Origin of the sequence: Streptococcus sp. 2579, assembly GCF_013277195.1 — a bacterium.
In the GTDB taxonomy this organism is placed as follows: Bacteria; Bacillota; Bacilli; order Lactobacillales; family Streptococcaceae; genus Streptococcus.
Genome location: NZ_VMMM01000006.1, coordinates 65,685 through 84,718, shown reverse-complemented (window position 1 = coordinate 84,718; position 19,034 = coordinate 65,685). Strand labels below are relative to the sequence as shown.

16 protein-coding genes and 1 riboswitch are annotated in these 19,034 nt (G+C 42.1%); of the genes, 6 read left to right on the top strand and 10 right to left on the bottom strand.

From position 1 onward, the window contains the following. Positions 1–203: 203 nt before the first annotated feature. The 3 genes from HT725_RS03295 to serS all read left to right on the top strand — a co-directional run bounded on the left by HT725_RS03295 (position 204) and on the right by serS (position 3,430). On the top strand, positions 204–1,568 hold the full coding sequence (locus HT725_RS03295; RefSeq protein WP_173253069.1) for an aspartate kinase: 1,365 nt from the start codon (positions 204–206) through the stop codon (positions 1,566–1,568). A 2-nt stretch (positions 1,569–1,570) separates the two neighbouring features. Beyond that, a complete protein-coding gene (locus HT725_RS03290) occupies positions 1,571–1,942 on the top strand; it encodes a DUF956 family protein (protein WP_173253068.1) in 372 nt (123 codons plus the stop codon). A gap of 213 nt (positions 1,943–2,155) precedes the next feature. After that, the gene (serS, locus tag HT725_RS03285) at positions 2,156–3,430 is read left to right on the top strand and encodes a serine--tRNA ligase (RefSeq protein WP_000884231.1); all 1,275 of its coding nucleotides are present in this window, start codon (positions 2,156–2,158) and stop codon (positions 3,428–3,430) included. Between the two features lie 24 nt (positions 3,431–3,454). Here the strand turns inward: serS and HT725_RS03280 are convergent, their stop codons facing one another. From HT725_RS03280 to zapA, 6 genes are all read right to left on the bottom strand, one after another. Further along, complete coding sequence (locus HT725_RS03280) at positions 3,455–4,354, bottom strand: TDT family transporter (RefSeq protein WP_173217957.1); 900 nt, start codon at positions 4,352–4,354, stop codon at positions 3,455–3,457. 231 nt (positions 4,355–4,585) lie between these two features. Beyond that, complete coding sequence (locus tag HT725_RS03275; protein WP_000206767.1) at positions 4,586–5,134, bottom strand: carboxymuconolactone decarboxylase family protein; 549 nt, start codon at positions 5,132–5,134, stop codon at positions 4,586–4,588. A gap of 131 nt (positions 5,135–5,265) precedes the next feature. After that, positions 5,266–6,588 carry a sodium:alanine symporter family protein gene (locus tag HT725_RS03270; RefSeq protein WP_112444382.1) on the bottom strand — a complete coding sequence of 441 codons (1,323 nt, stop codon included), beginning with the start codon at positions 6,586–6,588 and terminating at the stop codon, positions 5,266–5,268. Between the two features lie 90 nt (positions 6,589–6,678). Next, positions 6,679–6,767: riboswitch (glycine riboswitch) on the bottom strand. Between the two features lie 163 nt (positions 6,768–6,930). Continuing rightward, the gene (locus tag HT725_RS03265; RefSeq protein WP_173217959.1) at positions 6,931–9,267 is read right to left on the bottom strand and encodes an endonuclease MutS2; all 2,337 of its coding nucleotides are present in this window, start codon (positions 9,265–9,267) and stop codon (positions 6,931–6,933) included. A gap of 103 nt (positions 9,268–9,370) precedes the next feature. Then, positions 9,371–9,919: a CvpA family protein gene (locus tag HT725_RS03260; protein ID WP_000624512.1), complete on the bottom strand. Its 549-nt coding sequence runs from the start codon at positions 9,917–9,919 to the stop codon at positions 9,371–9,373. Further along, entirely contained in the window at positions 9,916–10,218 is a 303-nt protein-coding gene (gene zapA, locus HT725_RS03255; protein WP_000002019.1) for a cell division protein ZapA, read from the bottom strand. The genes HT725_RS03260 and zapA overlap by 4 nt, the downstream gene beginning before the upstream one ends. 86 nt (positions 10,219–10,304) lie before the next feature. Here zapA and rnhC point away from each other — a divergent pair, with 86 nt between their 5' ends. From rnhC to HT725_RS03240, 3 genes are all read left to right on the top strand, one after another. Beyond that, a complete protein-coding gene (rnhC, locus tag HT725_RS03250) occupies positions 10,305–11,186 on the top strand; it encodes a ribonuclease HIII (RefSeq protein WP_173217963.1) in 882 nt (293 codons plus the stop codon). 3 nt (positions 11,187–11,189) lie between these two features. Continuing rightward, on the top strand, positions 11,190–11,804 hold the full coding sequence (gene lepB / locus HT725_RS03245; protein ID WP_001083986.1) for a signal peptidase I: 615 nt from the start codon (positions 11,190–11,192) through the stop codon (positions 11,802–11,804). 219 nt (positions 11,805–12,023) lie between these two features. Continuing rightward, the gene (locus HT725_RS03240) at positions 12,024–14,390 is read left to right on the top strand and encodes an ATP-dependent RecD-like DNA helicase (RefSeq protein ID WP_173253067.1); all 2,367 of its coding nucleotides are present in this window, start codon (positions 12,024–12,026) and stop codon (positions 14,388–14,390) included. Positions 14,391–14,437: 47 nt separating this feature from the next. On the opposite strand, the gene tig is transcribed toward HT725_RS03240, so the two are convergent. The 4 genes from tig to HT725_RS03220 form a co-directional block, all read right to left on the bottom strand. Next, the gene (gene tig / locus HT725_RS03235) at positions 14,438–15,721 is read right to left on the bottom strand and encodes a trigger factor (RefSeq protein WP_173253066.1); all 1,284 of its coding nucleotides are present in this window, start codon (positions 15,719–15,721) and stop codon (positions 14,438–14,440) included. 221 nt (positions 15,722–15,942) lie between these two features. Then, positions 15,943–17,127, bottom strand: a complete 1,185-nt coding sequence (locus HT725_RS03230; protein ID WP_173253065.1) for an N-acetylmuramoyl-L-alanine amidase family protein — start codon at positions 17,125–17,127, stop codon at positions 15,943–15,945. Positions 17,128–17,221: 94 nt separating this feature from the next. Beyond that, a complete protein-coding gene (locus HT725_RS03225; RefSeq protein ID WP_173253064.1) occupies positions 17,222–18,121 on the bottom strand; it encodes a C40 family peptidase in 900 nt (299 codons plus the stop codon). 274 nt (positions 18,122–18,395) lie between these two features. After that, positions 18,396–19,028, bottom strand: coding sequence for a response regulator transcription factor (locus tag HT725_RS03220; protein ID WP_020902971.1), 633 nt, complete (start codon positions 19,026–19,028; stop codon positions 18,396–18,398). Positions 19,029–19,034 lie beyond the last annotated feature (6 nt).

Genomic DNA, 19,034 nt, shown 5'->3' with positions numbered 1-19,034 from the left:
GCTCTTTGATTTTCATTGATTGTTAAATCATTTTATTTTCAAAGTATATCTTTTTTAGGAACAGAAAGCAAGAAAAATTTGACTGAAAGTGTCTCAGCCGATTGGAAAGGCGCGCTTTAGGCTAGAAAACATCTTATTTTCCAGATTGAAAAAAGGCTTTCTTTCTGCTATAATCGTATAAAATACTTACTTTAGGAGTTCTTATGAAAGTTGTTAAATTTGGAGGTAGCTCTCTTGCCTCTGCTAGTCAATTAGAAAAAGTTTTAAACATCGTAAAAAGCGATCCAGAGCGTCGTTTTGTAGTTGTTTCTGCACCAGGAAAACGCAATGCTGAAGATACTAAGGTTACGGATGCCTTGATTAAATACTACCGCGACTATGTTGCTGGTAACGATATTAGCAAGAGCCAAAGCTGGATTATCGATCGCTATGCCGCTATGGTTAGTGAACTAGGTCTTAAACCAGCTGTGCTAGAAAAAATTTCTAAAAGCATTCGTGCCTTGGCCACTCTTCCTATTGAAGAAAATGAATTTCTCTACGACACTTTCCTAGCAGCCGGTGAAAATAACAATGCTAAATTGATTGCTGCCTATTTTAACCAAAATGGTATTGATGCACGCTATGTGCACCCTCGAGAAGCTGGTATTGTGGTCACAAGTGAACCTGGTCACGCTCGCATCATTCCATCAAGTTATGACAAGATTGAAGAATTGACAAATGCAAATGAAGTCCTTGTCATTCCTGGTTTCTTTGGAGTTACCAAGGAAAATCAAATCTGTACCTTCTCACGTGGAGGCTCTGACATCACTGGTTCTATCATTGCTGCAGGGGTTAAGGCCGATCTCTATGAAAATTTTACGGATGTTGATGGTATCTTTGCAGCCCACCCTGGTATTATCCACCAACCACACTCGATTCCTGAGTTAACCTACCGTGAAATGCGTGAGTTGGCCTATGCAGGATTCTCAGTTCTTCATGACGAAGCTCTTCTTCCTGCCTACCGAGGAAAAATTCCTCTAGTTATCAAGAATACCAACAACCCTGACCATCCAGGTACTCGTATCGTTCTAAAACACAGTAGTGATGAATTTCCAGTTGTGGGAATTGCTGGTGACTCAGGCTTTGTCAGCATTAATATGTCTAAATACCTTATGAACCGTGAGGTTGGATTTGGACGCAAGGTTCTGCAAATCCTTGAAGATCTTAACATCGGTTGGGAACATATGCCAACCGGTATCGACGATCTTTCAACCATCCTCCGTTCTCGCGAACTAACTCCTATCAAGGAAGAAGAAATCCTGCGTCAGTTGGTTCAAAAGGCTGAAGTAGACCATGCAGAAATCGAACACGACCTTTCAATCATTATGATTGTTGGAGAAAAAATGAAGAGTCATATCGGAGTAACTGCTACTGCAACTCGCGCTTTATCTGAAAATAAGATCAACATCCAGATGATGTCTCAAGGTTCTAGTGAAGTTTCTATCATGTTTGTTGTCAATAAAGACCAAGAGAAAGCAGCTATCAAAGCCCTCTACAATGCCTTTTTCGGTGAAAGTAAGGAAGACTAATCATGGCCCAATCGCTTAATAAAACAGTGCTTCTCAGCACGACAGGCACTTCCTACCTCTCTATAGCTGGGAAAGTTGGGAAATTCCTTGTCGGAGATCAGGCCTTGGAATTTTACCCAGATGTCAATGTCGAACAATTTATCCAGATTCCTTGGAGCCATATCAATCAGATTGGAGCCAATGTCACTGGACGAAAAATCAGTCGCCACTTCGAAGTCTTTACAGACAAAGGAAAATTCCTCTTTGCTTCAAAAGACTCAGGTGCCATTCTCAAAATTGCACGCGAAAATCTGGGAAATGACAAGGTCGTCAAACTTCCTACCCTGATTCAGACAATTAGCCAAAAATTTAAAAATCTATTTGCAAAAAAGTAGAAACTTTAGTATAATCATAGCAACGGATAAGTAGGTTATCTTCTTCTTTCAGAAAGTCTGCGGGTGCTGCGAGCAGATAGGAGGGATAGGTGAAATTCTACCGTTGGTAACAATTACATAAACAATCAAGTGCACACCTGTGAAGTTGGATGGAACCGTGGCCCTGCCACTCCAACGCTTTGTCAGGTGTGCTTTTTTCATAAAGGAGTTCTTATGTTAGATATCAAACGTATTCGTACAGACTTTGATGCTGTCGCAGAAAAATTGGCTACACGTGGTGTAGATGCTGCTGTCTTGAATGAGATGAAAGAAATCGATGCTAAGCGTCGTGACATCTTGGTCAAGGTTGAAACTCTCAAGGCAGAACGTAACACAGTTTCTGCTGAGATTGCCCAAGCTAAGCGCAACAAGGAAAATGCAGATGACAAGATTGCTGCCATGCAAACTCTATCTGCTGAAGTCAAAGCCTTGGATGCTGAATTGGCAGAAATAGATGCTAAATTAACAGAATTTACAACGACTCTTCCTAACATCCCAGCTGACAGTGTTCCTGTTGGGGCTGATGAAGATGACAATGTGGAAGTTCGCCGTTGGGGGACTCCACGCGAGTTTGACTTTGAGCCAAAAGCTCACTGGGATCTCGGTGAAGACCTTGGTATCCTTGATTGGGAACGCGGTGGTAAGGTAACAGGCGCTCGCTTCCTCTTCTATAAAGGCCTCGGTGCTCGTTTAGAACGTGCTATCTACAACTTTATGTTGGATGAACATGGCAAAGAAGGCTATACTGAAGTCATCACACCTTACATGGTTAACCATGACTCTATGTTTGGTACTGGTCAATATCCAAAATTCAAGGAAGATACTTTTGAATTGAGCGACAGCAATTATGTCCTTATCCCTACAGCTGAAGTTCCTCTGACAAACTACTACCGTGATGAAATCCTTGACGGCAAAGACCTGCCAATTTACTTCACTGCTATGAGTCCATCATTCCGTTCTGAGGCTGGTTCAGCTGGCCGTGATACTCGTGGCTTGATTCGTTTGCACCAATTCCACAAGGTTGAAATGGTCAAATTTGCCAAGCCAGAAGAATCTTACGAAGAATTGGAAAAAATGACAGCCAACGCTGAAAATATTCTTCAAAAACTCAACCTTCCATACCGTGTCGTTGCTCTCTCTACAGGAGATATGGGCTTCTCAGCTGCTAAGACTTACGACTTGGAAGTTTGGATTCCAGCACAAAATACCTACCGTGAAATCTCAAGTTGTTCAAACACAGAAGATTTCCAAGCCCGTCGTGCCCAAATCCGTTACCGTGATGAAGCAGATGGCAAGGTGAAATTGCTCCATACCTTGAATGGTTCTGGACTTGCAGTTGGACGTACAGTGGCTGCTATTCTTGAAAACTACCAAAATGCAGATGGTTCTGTGACCATCCCAGAAGTTCTTCGTCCATACATGGGTGGAGCTGAAGTCATCAAACCATAAAAAATAAGGTTTAGCTATTTCTAGCTAGACCTTTTTTCGTAACCAAATCAGATAAGCGCCTAATACAAAGAGTAAAATAATTAAGCAAATAGCGGTTTCAGCCACTACCAAATAATCCAAAAATGGAAGTTTCAAGATTCCCTGAGCCATCTTAAGCGAAGTAGCTGTGATAATGGTCGGGAAAGTGAGGGCTGAGAAGGCTGGTTGAAAGCCTTGCTTTAAAATATTGGGTAGGCGAGTCAAAACAAAGAAAAAGAAAGATTGAGAAGACAAGATCATGACAATCAAGAGCCAAGTCGGTAGACTGGCTCCTCCAACTCGAACTAGAGAAGCCAAGAGTAGAGAGAAGGGAGCGCAATAGATTCCTTCTTGTCCAAGCAAGGCTAGTGGGAGTGGATGTTTCTTTAAATCGCTATAAATAAGGGGATAGAGATAGAAGGTCAAGAGAAAACCAAAACTCAAGGTCGCATAGGCAATTTCGATGATGCCTACCAGAGGATAGGTCAAGGCAGCCACCGCTATCCCCACATAGAGAACCGTCCAGCTAGGAGTCGCATGAACCCTACGACCTGGACAGGCAAACTTGATGGTGAAATCAGCAATCAAGGCCAAGTCCAAGAAAAATGAAAACCACCAGAGCCCTTGCGCTACCAAAGGAAGATGAGGGAATACGCGAAAGACATAAGTTGATAAAATCATCCCAGCCATGGGAAAGGTTGCCATCCCTGATAAAAGAGGGGGCTTGGTCAATTCTTGCTTGGTTTCCTTCCAATTAAAGAGATGAAGAATCAGAAAGTAAATCCACAAAATCAAACCTGTCAGACTCAACAGATGGGACAGAACCGGCAACGTATCTAAAATAAGATTTCCAGCTCCTGCCAAACCTAGCAAACAACCTGAAAATACTAAGGGGAGTTTTTTCATCCTAACCTCCAATAATCATGTTAGTTTCAGTATATCATAAAAGTGCTTAAATGAGGACTTAATACTCATCGAAAATCTCTTCAAACCACGTCAGCTTCTATCTGCAACCTCAAAACACTGTTTTGAGCAACCTGCGGTTAGCCTCCTAGTTTGCTCTTTGACTTTCATTGAGTATTAAAAAAAAAAAAACGAAGTCCGATTATTTCAGACTTCATTTTACTCAGATATGAATTAAGCATAAGGTTGCAATTCTGGGTTAATTGGGGTATTAGCTAGATTGTTGGCATAGTTACAGAGGCTTGCTAGACTGACACCAAGAACCACATCCAAGGCATTTTGTTGGCTATAACCAGCTTCTAAAAACTCAGCTAAGGCTTCATCTCCTACACGACCCTTGGTATTGATAACTGCCAAGGTAAACTTAGCTAGGGTGTCCAATTTAGGATCTGTTTCAATTGGAGTACGATTGCGAAGGGCTTGAAGCAGATCATCATTCATCTGGATTTGTTTGATTGAAAAGGCTGTGTGACCTGCAACACAGAAGGCACAACCATTGGTCACGGCTGCCGTGATTTGCACGACTTCGCGCTCAACGGGTGTCAGGCTATTGCGACGGTTGATAGCTCCGACAGTACGATAAGCCTCTAAAGCAGTCGGTGCATTAGCCAAGAGACCGATTAGGTTGGGAATATAGCCATTGTTATCTTTTTCTACTGTTTCAAGAACCTCTTTCACTTCTGCTGGCGCTGATTCTACTGTATGAATTGTAAATGTTGTCATCATAAAACCTCTTTTCATGTTGTTGAAATCTAGTCTATCACAGATTCTATACCTTGTATAATATATATTTTAAATTACACTGATAGAAATTTTTTATGAAAGCAAAAAATCACACGCGGTGTGTGATTCCATTATTTATCAAAATACTTTTTAGTTTCAGCAATAACGACTGGCGACAAGACCAAGAGGGCAATCAAGTTTGGCAGAGCCATCAAGGCGTTGACAATATCTGCGATAATCCAAACCATATCCAACTCGATAAATCCTCCCAGCAAGACCATGAGCACAAAAACCACACGGTAGAGCCAGATAAAGCGAACCCCAAAGAGGAACTCAAAACAGCGTTCTCCATAGTAGTTCCAACCTAGAATCGTTGTAAAGGCAAAGAGAACAAGGAAGATGGTTAAGAGGGCAGGTCCAAAGTGTGAAAAGACTGTTGAGAAGGCTGACTGAGTCAAAGCCACTCCATTCAAGTCACCACTCCAAACACCAGTTACCAAGATGGTCAAACCAGTCAGAGTACAGATAATGAGGGTGTCAATAAAGGTTCCTGTCATGGAAATCAAACCTTGCTCTACTGGTTCATTTGTCTTAGCCGCAGCAGCTGCAATGGGAGCAGAACCCAGACCAGATTCATTTGAGAACACACCACGCGCCACACCATTTTGAATAGCCATCCGAACGCTAGCACCAGCAAATCCACCTACCGCAGCAAGGGGATTAAAAGCTGAGGTAAAGACTAAAGCAATTGTAGAAGGAATTTTCCCGATATTAAAGAAAATAACTGTAAGAGTTCCTAAGATATAAATGATAGCCATAAAAGGCACAACAGTAGTTGAAACCTTTGAAATGGACTTGAGTCCGCCAAAGACTGCAATCGCTACAAAGACAGACAAGACGAGAGCAGTGATAGCTGGCGAAATAGTCGTTGTATTCTGGATAGATTCTGTAATCGAGTTAACTTGAGTGAAGGTTCCGATTCCCAAGAGAGCAACCAGTACTCCTGCTACTGCAAACAAAACAGCAAGTGGACGCCACTTTTTTCCCATCCCTAGAAGGATATAATGCATGGGACCTCCCGCTACTGCACCATGGTCGTCCTTGGTGCGGTATTTGATGGCCAAGAGTCCTTCCGCATACTTGGTAGCCATTCCAAAGAAAGCCGCCATCCACATCCAAAAGAGGGCTCCAGGCCCCCCCACCTTGATAGCCGTCGCAACCCCTATGATATTCCCTGTTCCAACGGTTGATGCCAAGGCTGTACACAGAGCTGCAAAACTGGATACATCCCCATGTCCCTTATCCTGGATAAAAATAAGCTGAAAGGCCTTGGGCAGACGCAAAACCTGCAAGAGTCCTAGCCGAATAGTTAGGTAAAGCCCTGTTCCGACCAATAAAATCAAGAGGGGCGGTCCCCAAGCAAAAGCATCGATTGATTTAAGCAATTCTAACATTTCCTTCTCCTATCTTTTCAACCCCAAAAGAAAGAGCACATGCAAGATACATGTACTCTGGAATGCTTAGATAAATGCTAAAAAGCGGTCTATCCTAGCTCTGTCCTTTTACCTGAGAGTTTGAGCAGTTGCCTGCCTTGCCCCTTCGGTGCCTTTACGGTCTCTCCAGAGTTCCGTCCATTTACAGTCATGGAAAATCAAACGATTCCCCACTTCTATTAAACTTCATTCGGTGTTGGTATTTAATTGATTCTTATTTTACAAAAAATGTTGGCTTTTGTCAATGTGTTTATTAGTAAAAATTAGTTCAACAGTTTTTACTTTATAAAGTCCAGAATACTGCTATCCTTTAAAAGTGACAATAGTTGCGCCACTCCCTCCAGCATTTTGTGGGGCATAGCCGAAACTCTTGACATGTTTGTTTCTTTGTAGGTATTTGGTGACACCTTCACGGATGACACCTGTTCCAATACCATGAATGATATCAACTTGAGCCATATTATTAAGCAAGGCTTGGTCGATAAAGGCATCTAGCTCATTCATGGCCTCTTCATAACGTTTGCCTCGAAGGTCCAGTCTGGCTTGTGGGCCACGACCAGAAGTTCGTTTCACGACATTGACCTGTTTCTTCTTGACTTGCTTTTCTTGCTGGGCTTGAACAAGGTCAAACTCTTTCTCTTCCAAGGTCATCTTAATCAAGCCAACTTGGGCTTCCCAACGGCCATCCTTAAGTTGACTGGTCAGGGTACCACGCTGTCCATAACTGAGAACAACGATATCATCTCCCACCTTTGGAGCACGTTTTTTCTTGGCCTTTTGAAGGACCTTGTTTTTAGACAAGTCCACTTTTTCAGGAGCCAATTTTTTCAGCTTGGCCTTGGCTTCAATGATTTCATGAGGTTTGAGCTGGGACTTACTGTGGAGATTTTTGAGAATCTGGTCACTCTCACTGAGGGCCATGGCCACAATCTCAGCAGCCTGTTCACGCGCCTTATTAAGCTCGGTTTCCTTTTCACGATTGAGTTCATTGTAGAGTTTTTTTAGCGCACGATTCATCTTGAGATTTTCTTGCTCCACCTCACGGATATTGTCCAAGCGTTTGCGACTCTCTAACGTCTGCTCTTCCAGTTGCTCAATAATCCGATTGACATCATTGTCCTGATCGACCTGCTGGCTTGCCTCCCCTACAATAACTTCAGATAAGCCTAAACGTTTAGCAATTTCAAAGGCATTGCTTCGGCCAGGAACTCCCTGCATAAAGCGATAGGTCGGGCGTAGAGTTGCAGTATTAAACTCCATGCTGGCATTTTGCACAAAGGCTGTCTCAATACCGTAGGCCTTGAGTTCCGGATAGTGGGTAGTCGCCATAGTCTTGACTTGACGCAGGCGAAGGTCCTCCAGAATAGCCATGGCAAGGGCGGCTCCCTCTTGGGGATCTGTACCAGCCCCCAACTCATCCAAGAGCAAGAGCGAATGCTGGTTGACCTTACCAAGAATATCCACAATATTGGTCATGTGGCTAGAGAAGGTAGACAAGCTCTGTTCAATAGACTGCTCATCGCCAATATCGGCAAAGATTTCTTCAAAAATACCAACACGACTTCCCTTATCTGCTAAAATCGGCAAACCTGACTGAGCCATAACCTGCGTCAATCCCAGAGTTTTAAGCATGATGGTCTTCCCGCCCGTATTGGGACCTGTAATGACAATGGCTGTTAAATCTTGGCCAAAATGGACATCATTTGCGACGGCATTTTTGACCAAAGGATGACAGACATGGAGCAGTTGAATCTCTTGATTTTCTGACAGCTGAGGAACGACTGCTTGCCTTTCTTGGATAAAGCGTACCTTGGCACGAATCAAGTCCAGATGGCCGATAATCCAAGCGTCATTAGCAATCTCAGCCGCATGAGGTCGGACACGCTCAGAAATTTCTTGAAGAATTCGAAGCATTTCATAGCGCTCATCTGCTCGCAGACTAGCAATTTCCTCGCTCAGTTTGACCACCTCACGGGGTTCGATATAGACGGTGTTTCCGCTGGCAGAAATATCATGAACAACACCTGCAATCTTATTGCGGTAGGTATTTTTAACTGGTAAAACCTGACGGCCATTTCTGCTGGCAACGATTCCTTCCGTCAACATCTGCGACTTTTGCTTGAGCAAATCTTGCAAGACATCGCGTACCTGACTCTCACTATCATGGATTTTTCGACGGATGCGCGCCAATTCTTCACTGGCAAAATTTTCAATAAAACCTGCATCATTAAAGGCTTGGAGATTTCCTTGTAATTGCGGAAAATCGTGTAATTTCTCAAACCAAAGGGCTAACTCTTCCAAGCTGACATTTTCCAGATTGGCATAAAAACTTTGCAGTTCTCGGCTAGCAAGAAGCACGCGCTTCAAGAGGAGGAACTCCTCGATATTGAGATCTGCCCCCATCTCCAACCGCTTGCAGACTCCTGCGATTTCCTTAATTGCGAGAATGGTAAAATGCGGTTGCTCGATAAAGAGAGCCTGCATTTCCTTCATCTCAGCAAAAGCCTGTTTAATTTTATCTGCCTTAGCAGTCGGAGCCAGCTGTCTCAATTGCTCCAAGCCCTGCTCGGTCAACAAATGGGGTTCAAACAAAGCCTTGACCTTATTGAACTCTAATGTTTCTAATATTTTCTTATTCATCTTTATTTCCTTGTCTTTGAATGTCTAGGTGTGGTAGCTTTTTATATTCTGATAGATTCGAGTCAAATCTGTAAACAAAGGGCTAGGAAAACTCCTGCCCTTTTTATCCGATTAAATTTGTCACCCAGATTTGTTTGAGCCAACTAGTTGTTACTGGTATGCTCTGGATGATGTGTTTTGCGACGATACTCTTTTCAAGAGGATTTTGTATAGCTGCCATGGGAATGGTTGCTAGTATGGTCAAGGCCATTTGCAAGACAAATAAGGTCACCAACATGGACAAGATCCCTGCTGAAACTTGGAACAACTTGCCACCCAGTTTTTTACTAGGAATTAAGTGTAACAAGAGACCAAGTAAACGACCGATGCTATAGACAATCCCAAATACAAGCAAGTAGCCGATACCTGCGTAAAAGACCTTATCCAACTGGAAAAGTTGATCCGATGGGAAAAAGAAAGTTCCCTGACCTTCCTGCGGATTTGCATAAGGGAGCAGCAAATGAAATTGCTCTCCAATTCCCTTGTAAAACTGGCCGGCCACAAAAGCCGATGCCATGGCTGAAATCAGGTAATAAACCTGTAAGAGCAGGCCTCTCCGATAGCCGATATAAAATCCCCAAGCCAAGACCAATAGAAGAAGGAGTGAAATCATAAGGAATCCTCAATCTTGCTCTGTTCTTGCTTGCAAGTCACAAGCTTGTGACGGAGTTCTTCTAATTCTTGCTCCTTATCATCAAATTCAATCTCACGGCTGAGCTGAGTTGATAAACAGTTGACTGCCAACAAAAGAGCGATTGTTTCATCGTCTGCACTAGGCATTTGTTCTTTAATTGCTTGGTATTTTTCTGTCGCAACCTTGGCGATTTCCTCCATAAAAAGGTTATCATGCTCGCTTGTCAAAGTTAATGATTTTTTCCCGAATGTAAATTTGAATCGATTTAGATTTGCCATAAAATTCACCTCACGATATTATACCAAAATTCGCTAATTTTGTCAGTTTTTACAAATTTGCCTGCTTTTATGGTACAATAGAAACTATGGCAAGTATAACACTCACACCAAGTGAAAAGGAGATTCAGGCTTTTCTTGAACACTATCAAACCAGTCTGGCTCCCAGCAAGAATCCCTATATCCGCTACTTTTTGAGGCTACCCCAAGCAACGGTTTCTATCTATACTTCTGGAAAGGTCTTACTTCAGGGTGAAGGGGCTGAGAAATACGCTCGTTTCTTTGGCTATCAAGCTGTAGAGCAAACCAGCGGACAAAATCTCCCTTTGATTGGGACAGATGAGGTAGGAAATGGTTCCTACTTTGGTGGACTTGCAGTTGTGGCTTCCTTTGTCACACCTGACCAGCATACCTTCTTGCGAAAACTCGGTGTAGGGGATTCCAAGACTCTGACCGACCTAAAAATCCGTCAGATTGCCCCTATCCTCAAAGAAAAAATCCAGCACCAGGCACTGCTTCTCTCACCAAGCAAGTACAACGAGGTCATCGGAGACCGCTACAATGCTGTTTCGGTTAAGGTTGCCCTCCATAATCAGGCTATCTATCTCCTCCTTCAAAAAGGCATCCAGCCCGAGAAAATTGTGATTGACGCCTTTACCAGTGCTAAAAATTATGACAAGTACTTGGCGCAAGAGGCCAATCGTTTCAGCAATCCTATTAGCCTAGAAGAAAAGGCCGAGGGCAAATACTTGGCCGTCGCAGTTTCTTCTATCATTGCGCGTGATCTCTTTCTAGAAAATCTTGAAAATCTGGGACGAGAACTGGGCTATCAACTTCCAAGTGGAGCTGGAACGGCTTCTGATAAGGTAGCTAGCCAGATTTTACAAGCCTATGGTATGCAGGGACTCAACTTCTGCGCCAAACTGCACTTTAAAAATACTGAAAAAGCGAAAAAACGCTTAGAAAGGTAAATTATGAATTCATTTAAAAATTTCTTAAAAGAGTGGGGATTGTTCCTCCTGATTCTGTCATTACTAGCTTTGAGCCGTATCTTTTTTTGGAGTAATGTCCGCGTAGAAGGACACTCCATGGATCCTACCCTAGCGGATGGCGAAATTCTCTTTGTTGTCAAACACCTCCCTATTGACCGTTTTGATATCGTGGTGGCCCATGAGGAAGATGGCAATAAGGACATCGTCAAGCGCGTGATTGGAATGCCTGGCGATACCATCCGTTACGAAAATGATAAACTTTACATCAATGATAAAGAAACGGACGAACCTTACCTAGCTGACTACATCAAACGTTTCAAGGATGACAAACTCCAAAGCACTTACTCAGGCAAGGGATTTGAAGGAAATAAAGGAACTTTCTTTAGAAGTATCGCTCAAAAAGCCCAAGCCTTCACAGTTGATGTCAACTATAATACTAACTTCAGCTTTACTGTCCCAGAAGGAGAATACCTTCTCCTCGGAGACGACCGCTTGGTTTCGAGCGATAGCCGTCACGTAGGTACCTTTAAAGCAAAAGATATCACAGGGGAAGCTAAATTCCGCTTCTGGCCAATCACCCGTATCGGAACATTTTAAGAGACCTAAGAGGCCGAGAATCACCAATCTCAGCCTCTTCTTCTATCGTGAGAATATGATTATTCACTATCCAGTTTGATTAAGATAGAAACAAAGTTATACTCAATGAAAATCANNACTGACGAAGTCAGTAACATATATACGGCAAGGCGAAGCTGACGTGATTTGAAGAGATTTTCGAAGAGTATTAACTCTCACCTATTCATGCAAAGGAATTTTATGGAAGTTTATTTTTCAGGAACCATTGAACGGATTATTTTTGAGAATCCCAGCAATTTTTATCGCATCCTCCTCCTAGAAATCGAAGATACGGACGCAGAAGATTTTGATGATTTTGAAATTATTGTCACCGGCACCATGGCTGACGTGATTGAGGGAGAAGACTATACTTTTTGGGGGCAAATTGTCCAGCACTCCAAGTATGGGGAACAACTGCAAATCAGCCGATATGAACGCGCAAAACCAACTAGCAAGGGCTTGGTCAAGTACTTTTCAAGTAGCCATTTCAAGGGAATTGGTCTCAAGACAGCTCAGAAAATTGTGGATACCTATGGCGACAATACCATTGACGAAATTTTGCAACACCCAGAAAAGCTAGAAAGTATCTCAGGACTCTCTGCCAAAAATCGCGAGGCTTTCGTCTCCACTCTTCGTCTCAACTACGGAACGGAGATGGTTTTGGCTAAACTAGCCAACTACGGCATTCCCAACAAACTAGCCTTTCAGATTCAAGACTTTTACAAGGAAGAAACCCTTGATGTGGTTGAAAATTATCCCTACCAACTGGTTGAAGATATCAAGGGTTTGGGCTTTACTATTGCTGACCAATTAGCGGAAGAACTAGGCATCGAAAGTCAAGCCCCTGAGCGCTTCCGTGCCGGTCTGGTTCATAGTCTTTTTCAGGCCTGTATGGAAACAGGGGACACCTATGTTGAAGCACGGGATTTGCTGGAACAAACTCTTACTCTCCTTGAGTCTTCCCGCCCCGTGGAACTGGATCCCAGCCAAGTGGCCCAAGAGCTCTCCTACCTGATTGAAGAAGACAAGGTCCAGCAGATTGATACCAAGATTTTTGACAACAGCCTCTTTTTCGCGGAGGAAGGCATCCGCAGTCACTTGGTTCGTATCCTTGAAAAAGGAAAACAGAAGAGCCAGGATTTAGAAACCATTCAAAAACATATCACTACTGTCGAGGAAGAGCTGGGAATTGAGTATGATAGCATTCAAAAACAGGCTATTTGTGATGCTATCCAGAATAAGGTCTTTATCCTGACAGGTGGACCTGGTACTGGTAAGACAACTGTTATCAATGGGATTATCGCTGTTTATGCCCTTTTAGAAGGACTTGACCTCAGGAAGAAAAGCAACCTGCCGATTCTTCTTGCTGCTCCAACTGGACGAGGCGCTCGCCGCATGAATGAATTGACAGGCTTGCCTAGCGCGACCATACACCGCCATTTAGGAATGACAGGTGACGATGATACCAGTCATCTGGAAGATTATCTGGATGCCGACTTTATCATCGTGGATGAATTTTCCATGGTGGATACTTGGCTGGCCAATCAACTCTTCTCAAACATCTCTTCTAACAGTAAAATCCTCATCGTGGGTGACAGCGACCAGTTGCCTTCTGTCAGCCCTGGACAAGTTCTAGCTGACCTCCTTCATATTCCTTTGATTCCTCAGACTCGTTTGGAAAAAATTTACCGGCAAAGCGAAGAATCAACCATCGTCACCCTAGCTAGTCAAATTCGACAAGGCATCTTGCCAGCCGATTTCACCCAGAAAAAAGCTGACCGTTCCTACTTTGAAATTGCTAGTGGCCATATTCCTGCTACGATTGAGAAAATCTTAGGCGCTGCCCTCAGAAGTGGCATTCCTGCCCGTGATATCCAAGTTCTGGCTCCCATGTACCGAGGGACAGCAGGGATTGATGCCATCAACCAGCTCATGCAAGACCTGCTCAATCCACCACAAAAAGACCAACTCAGTTTTGAAGCTCCCCAGTGTCACTATCGTAAGGGCGACAAGGTCATTCACTTGGTCAATGATGCTGAAATCAATGTCTTTAATGGAGATTTGGGAGCTATCACAGACCTGATTCCGGGGAAATACACCGAGTCGAAACAAGACGAGATTGTCATTGATTTTGATGGCAACGAGGTCTCTTACCCACGTAATGAATGGTACAAGATTCGCCTGGCCTATGCTATGAGTATCCATAAATCACAGGGAAGTGAGTTCCCTGTTGTCATCCTACCGATTACTAGTGCTAGTAGGCGTATGCTGGAGCGCAATCTCATCTATACAGCCATTACACGTGCCAAAAGCAAGCTTATCTTACTAGGTGAATTACAGGCCTTTGACTATGCTACCCAGCACATCGGAACTGCCCGAAAAACCTATCTGATTGAACGCTTCAGTGATCTACTGGAGAATGTTGAAGAAAAGCAACAAGCTATCTCTGAAACTGCCACATCAAGTGCATCTGAACAATCCTACATCCTAACCGAAGAAAACTGGGATAGCATCCCAGCCATGATTGGGATTACAGACGCAGAGCTCAAAGAGATTTTTGGAAAATAGTGCATAAGAAATCCCACCTAATCAGGTGGGATTTTTGTTTATTAAGATTATTTAACTGTTGCTGTGCTTGTGATCAATTCAACAGCTTTTTTGATTGTGATATCATGTTTCAACATATCGGCTGAAAGCAAGCTTTGTACTTGTGCAACTTCCATGTTGTAGTCTGCAGCCAATTGCTCGATTTCTTTTTGGATTTCTTCTTCTGAAGCGTCAAATCCTTCAGCTTTCGCAACTGCTTCGATAACAAGGTTAGTCTTAGTACGTGACTCAGCTTCTACTTGGTATTGATTGTGAAGGTCTTCTTGAGTAGTTCCAGTGATTTGGAAGTACATGTCAGGGTTGATACCTTGACGTTGCAAGTTTCCAAGGAATTCGTTTACTGAACGGTGAACTTCTTCGTGAATCATTTCTTCTGGAAGTTCTACGATTTCAGCGTTTTCTACAGCTTTATCAATTGCTGCACCTTCTACTGCATCTTTGTAAGCTTCTGCTTTAGCTTCAGCCAATTCCTTGCGGTATTTTTCTTTCAATTCAGCAAGTGTTTCAACTTCTTCATCGATGTCTTTTGCAAGCTCATCGTCAAGAGCTGGAACTTCTTTAGCTTTTACTTCGTGGATAGTTGTTACGAATTTAGCTTCTTTACCTGCAAGGTCTTCTGCTTGGTAGTCTTCTGGGAATGTTACAACTACATCAACAGTTTCACCAGCTGAGTGACCTACCAATTGATCTTCGAAACCAGGGATGAATTGACCTGAACCAAGTCCAAGTGAGAAGTTTTCACCTTTTCCGCCATCAAATTCAACACCGTCGATAGAACCAACGAAGTCGATAACAACAGTGTCGCCATTTTCAGCAGCAGCTTCCTTGATAACCAATTCAGCCAAGTTGTTGCGTTCACGTTCGATACGCTCTTCAACGTCAGCGTCAGTTACTTCTTTTTCTACATCAACTGATACTTCAAGGTTTTTGTAGTCACCCAATTTTACTTCAGGTTTTGTAACAACTTCAGCAGTGATAACCCAGTCTTGACCTTTTTCCATTGAAGTTACGTCAATTTTTGGTTGAGCAACCACTTCAAGACCAGCTTCTTTTACGGCTGCTTCATAAGCGTTTGGCAAAAGAGCGTTCATAACGTCTTGGTAAAGTGACTCTTCACCAAATTTTTTGTCGAAGATAGGGCGTGGAAGGTGACCTTTACGGAAACCTGGAACATTAAGAGATTTCTTCACTGAGTTGAAGACACGATCCAATTCTGGTTTGATTTGGTCTTGAGAGATAGTGAAAGTCAAGACACCACGGTTTGTTTCTTTGTTTTCAAATGATACAGACATTCTGTCATTTCTCCTTAAAATTTTTTAAATACAGTCTATTATAACATAAACGAGCGAATTTTTTCAAGTAATGACTGCGCTTTTCAATCATGCTGGAAGTATGGTTTCTTCTTGTTTTTCTTTAGGTTTCGAATATAATCTTATAAAAGATGTTTAGTGATGGCTGATTACAGTAAAAAACGAATCGCCCACACATCCCTCATTAGGCGATTCGTTTTGTATTATTTAACCACAAGAACCTTGTAATATTCATACTTATTTGGCTGTGTAATCTTAATTTTTTGACCATAGAAACCATCGATTTCTTTATCAAAATAATCTGAAAATCCTGATGGCAAGCGTTTCATCTTAAGAACCTCACCAGATTGGTCTGCATATACAAGGAAATGATAGTGGGTTGTAGACATACCGTCATCAATCAATACAAAGTAACCTGTTTTAAGCTTACCTTGTCCATTATCTAAATGGTATAGTTTATTGTTATTGATTGTGAAGTTAGTAGATGGAAGTCTAAGTCGTACACCTGGGTCTTCTAGATAAAGATCATTGCCAACTTTTTTGATTTCTGATCTAGTTGTCATCTCTGGAAGTGGTAATACTCTACGACCATCTGCTCCAAAGTAATATCGACCTGGTAGATTTTGGAAATTACGAATAACAGCTTTAGGATCAATTTCTTGTCCTTCTTCTTTATTATCTACTAAAGCTAAGATTGTATTTGAAACTTCATCCCCATATTTGTCGGAAAACTTCTTGATTTCAGGCTTGATATACCAAGTGTTTTTAGCCACGATAACATCAGTAAAGTTATTTCCGTCAAATTTTGATGTAATCAGATACTCATATCCATCACCTAAACGGACAATATCATCATCTTTATAAGGGCTATTTTGTAAAGTGAACATATGGCCATCCTTGCTGAGAATATAGCCTGTGCCATCACTAGAATTTACAACTCTATCAGAGGCCATTGCACCTGATTGTTCGAAATAATACCAATTATTATCTATGCACTCCCAACCTGTCTGCATAGAACCACTAAAACGAAGATAGTACCAAGTAGACCCTTCTTTGTACCATCCAGTGCGCATGGCGCCACTATCTGCTAGGGAGTACCATGTGCTACCTTCTTTGTACCATCCAGTACGCATAGCCCCGCTATCTGCTAGTGAGTACCATGTATTACCTTCTTTGTACCAGCCTGTCTGCATGTTACCAGAACCGTCGAAATGATACCAAGAGCCAGCATTTTGCACCCACTTATTTTTAGCTAGGCTGCCATCTTGAGAAAGATTCCAATCAGCGCCATTTTTAACCCAAGTATCTGCAGCCTGTGCTTGGTTGATTGACAAAAGCAGACCAGCACCTGCAAGCAAACCAAGTGTGAGTAATTTAGATTTTTTCATAGCCATTTCCTCCTTTATTGAATAGCTATAGGAGGACTTACCCTCTTTATTTAGCTATATTCTAATACTGTTCATTATGAAAGATTAGACAATATTACCAATATCTACGGATTGTATTTTGATCCATTCCGTATTGATTCATATAAGAAACTTTCTGACCTTCAATTGGGGCATGAACAACTTTTCCACCTCCAACGTAGATACCTACATGTTGATTTGAACCTCGGTCGGTATTGTACAATATTAAATCTCCAGGAAGTTGTGAGCCACTATATATAAATTTCCCTCCTTCAGCTTGTTCTCCAGTTGTTCTACCAATATAAATATCGAACTTAGCATGAATAGCCATCGTAAATCCTGAGCAATCTACACCCTTATCCAAGTCTGCCCCACCCCAAACATATGGGATTTTACCTACAAAGGTTTCTGCACACTCAGCGATTGCCTGCCCCTGATTTTCTACGCAAACACCGTTAGGTCTGAAGAAATAAGGTTTCCCATTAACTCTATTGTAATCAGTTAGTATGGAACCATCATTTGAAAGATAGTACCAATTACCATCTGGGTTAATCCACTCATTTGATTTCATCCAACCTTGATCATCAAAATAATACCATTTCTTATCTAAGTATTCCCAATGTTTAGCATACCCACCTGAAGTATATTTGAACCACCAGCGACCATCTGTTAGCATCCAAGTTCCTTTATCATCTCGGTTTTGATTAAATGCTATTTTTTCTTGATTACTTTCTTCTTGAGTTAATTCTCTAGGAGAAAATCCTACCAACTTAACTTGTTCTGCATCTTCAACCTTAATTTTACCTTCTTTAACAAGTTGATCAATTGCTTCTTTCTCGCTTGTATACTGTGAAGTTGTTTGTGATGTAGTCACTTTAGTGGTAGACGTTGTAGTTTCTGCACTAACTACATAAGTAGTTGATAACAAAGCTCCTGAAGTAAGTAATAAAGCTGCATAAGTAATATATTTTTTCATGACAAAAATCCTTTCTTCAAAATTCCTTAACGCTCTAGTGACCTTATTTTGATAATTTACGGAGACATGATTTTAACCTCCTTTTGGATTTTTTATACTTTATAATATATATGTTAATCTAAATATTTCTAACTCTATTCTACTCCTCTATAAAATGAATGTCAACAAATAACATAAAAATATTGTGAAAAAATTATTTTATCACGCTAGAGGTGCTTACTCGTTTCTTTGGTACTAAATCAAGTCATTTCTCCAACATTATTTTATATAACTACTAAAACTCTTCATGCCCTACCAAATGATGCTGAAAGGCATAGACCGCAGCTTGTGTACGATCGCTAACCTCAAGTTTGGCAAGAATGTTAGACACGTGCGTCTTGACCGTCTTGAGAGAGATAAAAAGTTCGTCTGCGATGCGCTGATTTTCGTAGCCCTTGGCGATGAGTTGGAGAACATCTCGCTCACGCGCAGTCAGGTCCTCATGTAGTTCTATGTGATTGCGGTGGTATTCGACCTTCTTGCTGACCTCTTGTTCAATAGCCAGCTCGCCAGCAGCCACCTTACGGACGGCATGGAGCAGTTCGTCTGCACTAGAAGTCTTGAGCATATAGCCTTTGGCACCAGCATTCAAAACCGGCATTATTTTTTCATTGTCCAAGTAAGAAGTCACAATCAAAATCTTGGCTTCAGGCCATTCTTTGAGGATGGCCAAAGTCGCGTCAATTCCATTCATTTCGGGCATGACGATATCCATGACAATAACATCTGGACGCAATTTCAAGGCTAAGTCAATACCCTGAAACCCGTTGGACGCTTCCCCTACAACTTCTACATCATCTTGGAGGTCAAAGTAGCTTTTCAAGCCCAATCGGACCATTTCATGGTCATCTACTAGTAAAATTTTCATCTTCAC

What these genes read in the sequence shown, in the direction of transcription:
- HT725_RS03260 (WP_000624512.1), bottom strand. Translation starts at nt 9,919, where the DNA reads ATGATTTCACTCCTTCTTCTATTGGTCTTGGCTTGGGGATTTTATATC.
- HT725_RS03270 (WP_112444382.1), bottom strand. Translation starts at nt 6,588, where the DNA reads ATGTTAGAATTGCTTAAATCAATCGATGCTTTTGCTTGGGGACCGCCC.
- HT725_RS03225 (WP_173253064.1), bottom strand. Translation starts at nt 18,121, where the DNA reads ATGAAAAAATATATTACTTATGCAGCTTTATTACTTACTTCAGGAGCT.
- HT725_RS03275 (WP_000206767.1), bottom strand. Translation starts at nt 5,134, where the DNA reads ATGACAACATTTACAATTCATACAGTAGAATCAGCGCCAGCAGAAGTG.
- HT725_RS03290 (WP_173253068.1), top strand. Translation starts at nt 1,571, where the DNA reads ATGGCCCAATCGCTTAATAAAACAGTGCTTCTCAGCACGACAGGCACT.
- HT725_RS03295 (WP_173253069.1), top strand. Translation starts at nt 204, where the DNA reads ATGAAAGTTGTTAAATTTGGAGGTAGCTCTCTTGCCTCTGCTAGTCAA.
- HT725_RS03240 (WP_173253067.1), top strand. Translation starts at nt 12,024, where the DNA reads ATGGAAGTTTATTTTTCAGGAACCATTGAACGGATTATTTTTGAGAAT.
- tig (WP_173253066.1), bottom strand. Translation starts at nt 15,721, where the DNA reads ATGTCTGTATCATTTGAAAACAAAGAAACAAACCGTGGTGTCTTGACT.
- HT725_RS03265 (WP_173217959.1), bottom strand. Translation starts at nt 9,267, where the DNA reads ATGAATAAGAAAATATTAGAAACATTAGAGTTCAATAAGGTCAAGGCT.
- serS (WP_000884231.1), top strand. Translation starts at nt 2,156, where the DNA reads ATGTTAGATATCAAACGTATTCGTACAGACTTTGATGCTGTCGCAGAA.
- HT725_RS03280 (WP_173217957.1), bottom strand. Translation starts at nt 4,354, where the DNA reads ATGAAAAAACTCCCCTTAGTATTTTCAGGTTGTTTGCTAGGTTTGGCA.
- HT725_RS03220 (WP_020902971.1), bottom strand. Translation starts at nt 19,028, where the DNA reads ATGAAAATTTTACTAGTAGATGACCATGAAATGGTCCGATTGGGCTTG.
- lepB (WP_001083986.1), top strand. Translation starts at nt 11,190, where the DNA reads ATGAATTCATTTAAAAATTTCTTAAAAGAGTGGGGATTGTTCCTCCTG.
- HT725_RS03230 (WP_173253065.1), bottom strand. Translation starts at nt 17,127, where the DNA reads ATGAAAAAATCTAAATTACTCACACTTGGTTTGCTTGCAGGTGCTGGT.
- rnhC (WP_173217963.1), top strand. Translation starts at nt 10,305, where the DNA reads ATGGCAAGTATAACACTCACACCAAGTGAAAAGGAGATTCAGGCTTTT.
- zapA (WP_000002019.1), bottom strand. Translation starts at nt 10,218, where the DNA reads ATGGCAAATCTAAATCGATTCAAATTTACATTCGGGAAAAAATCATTA.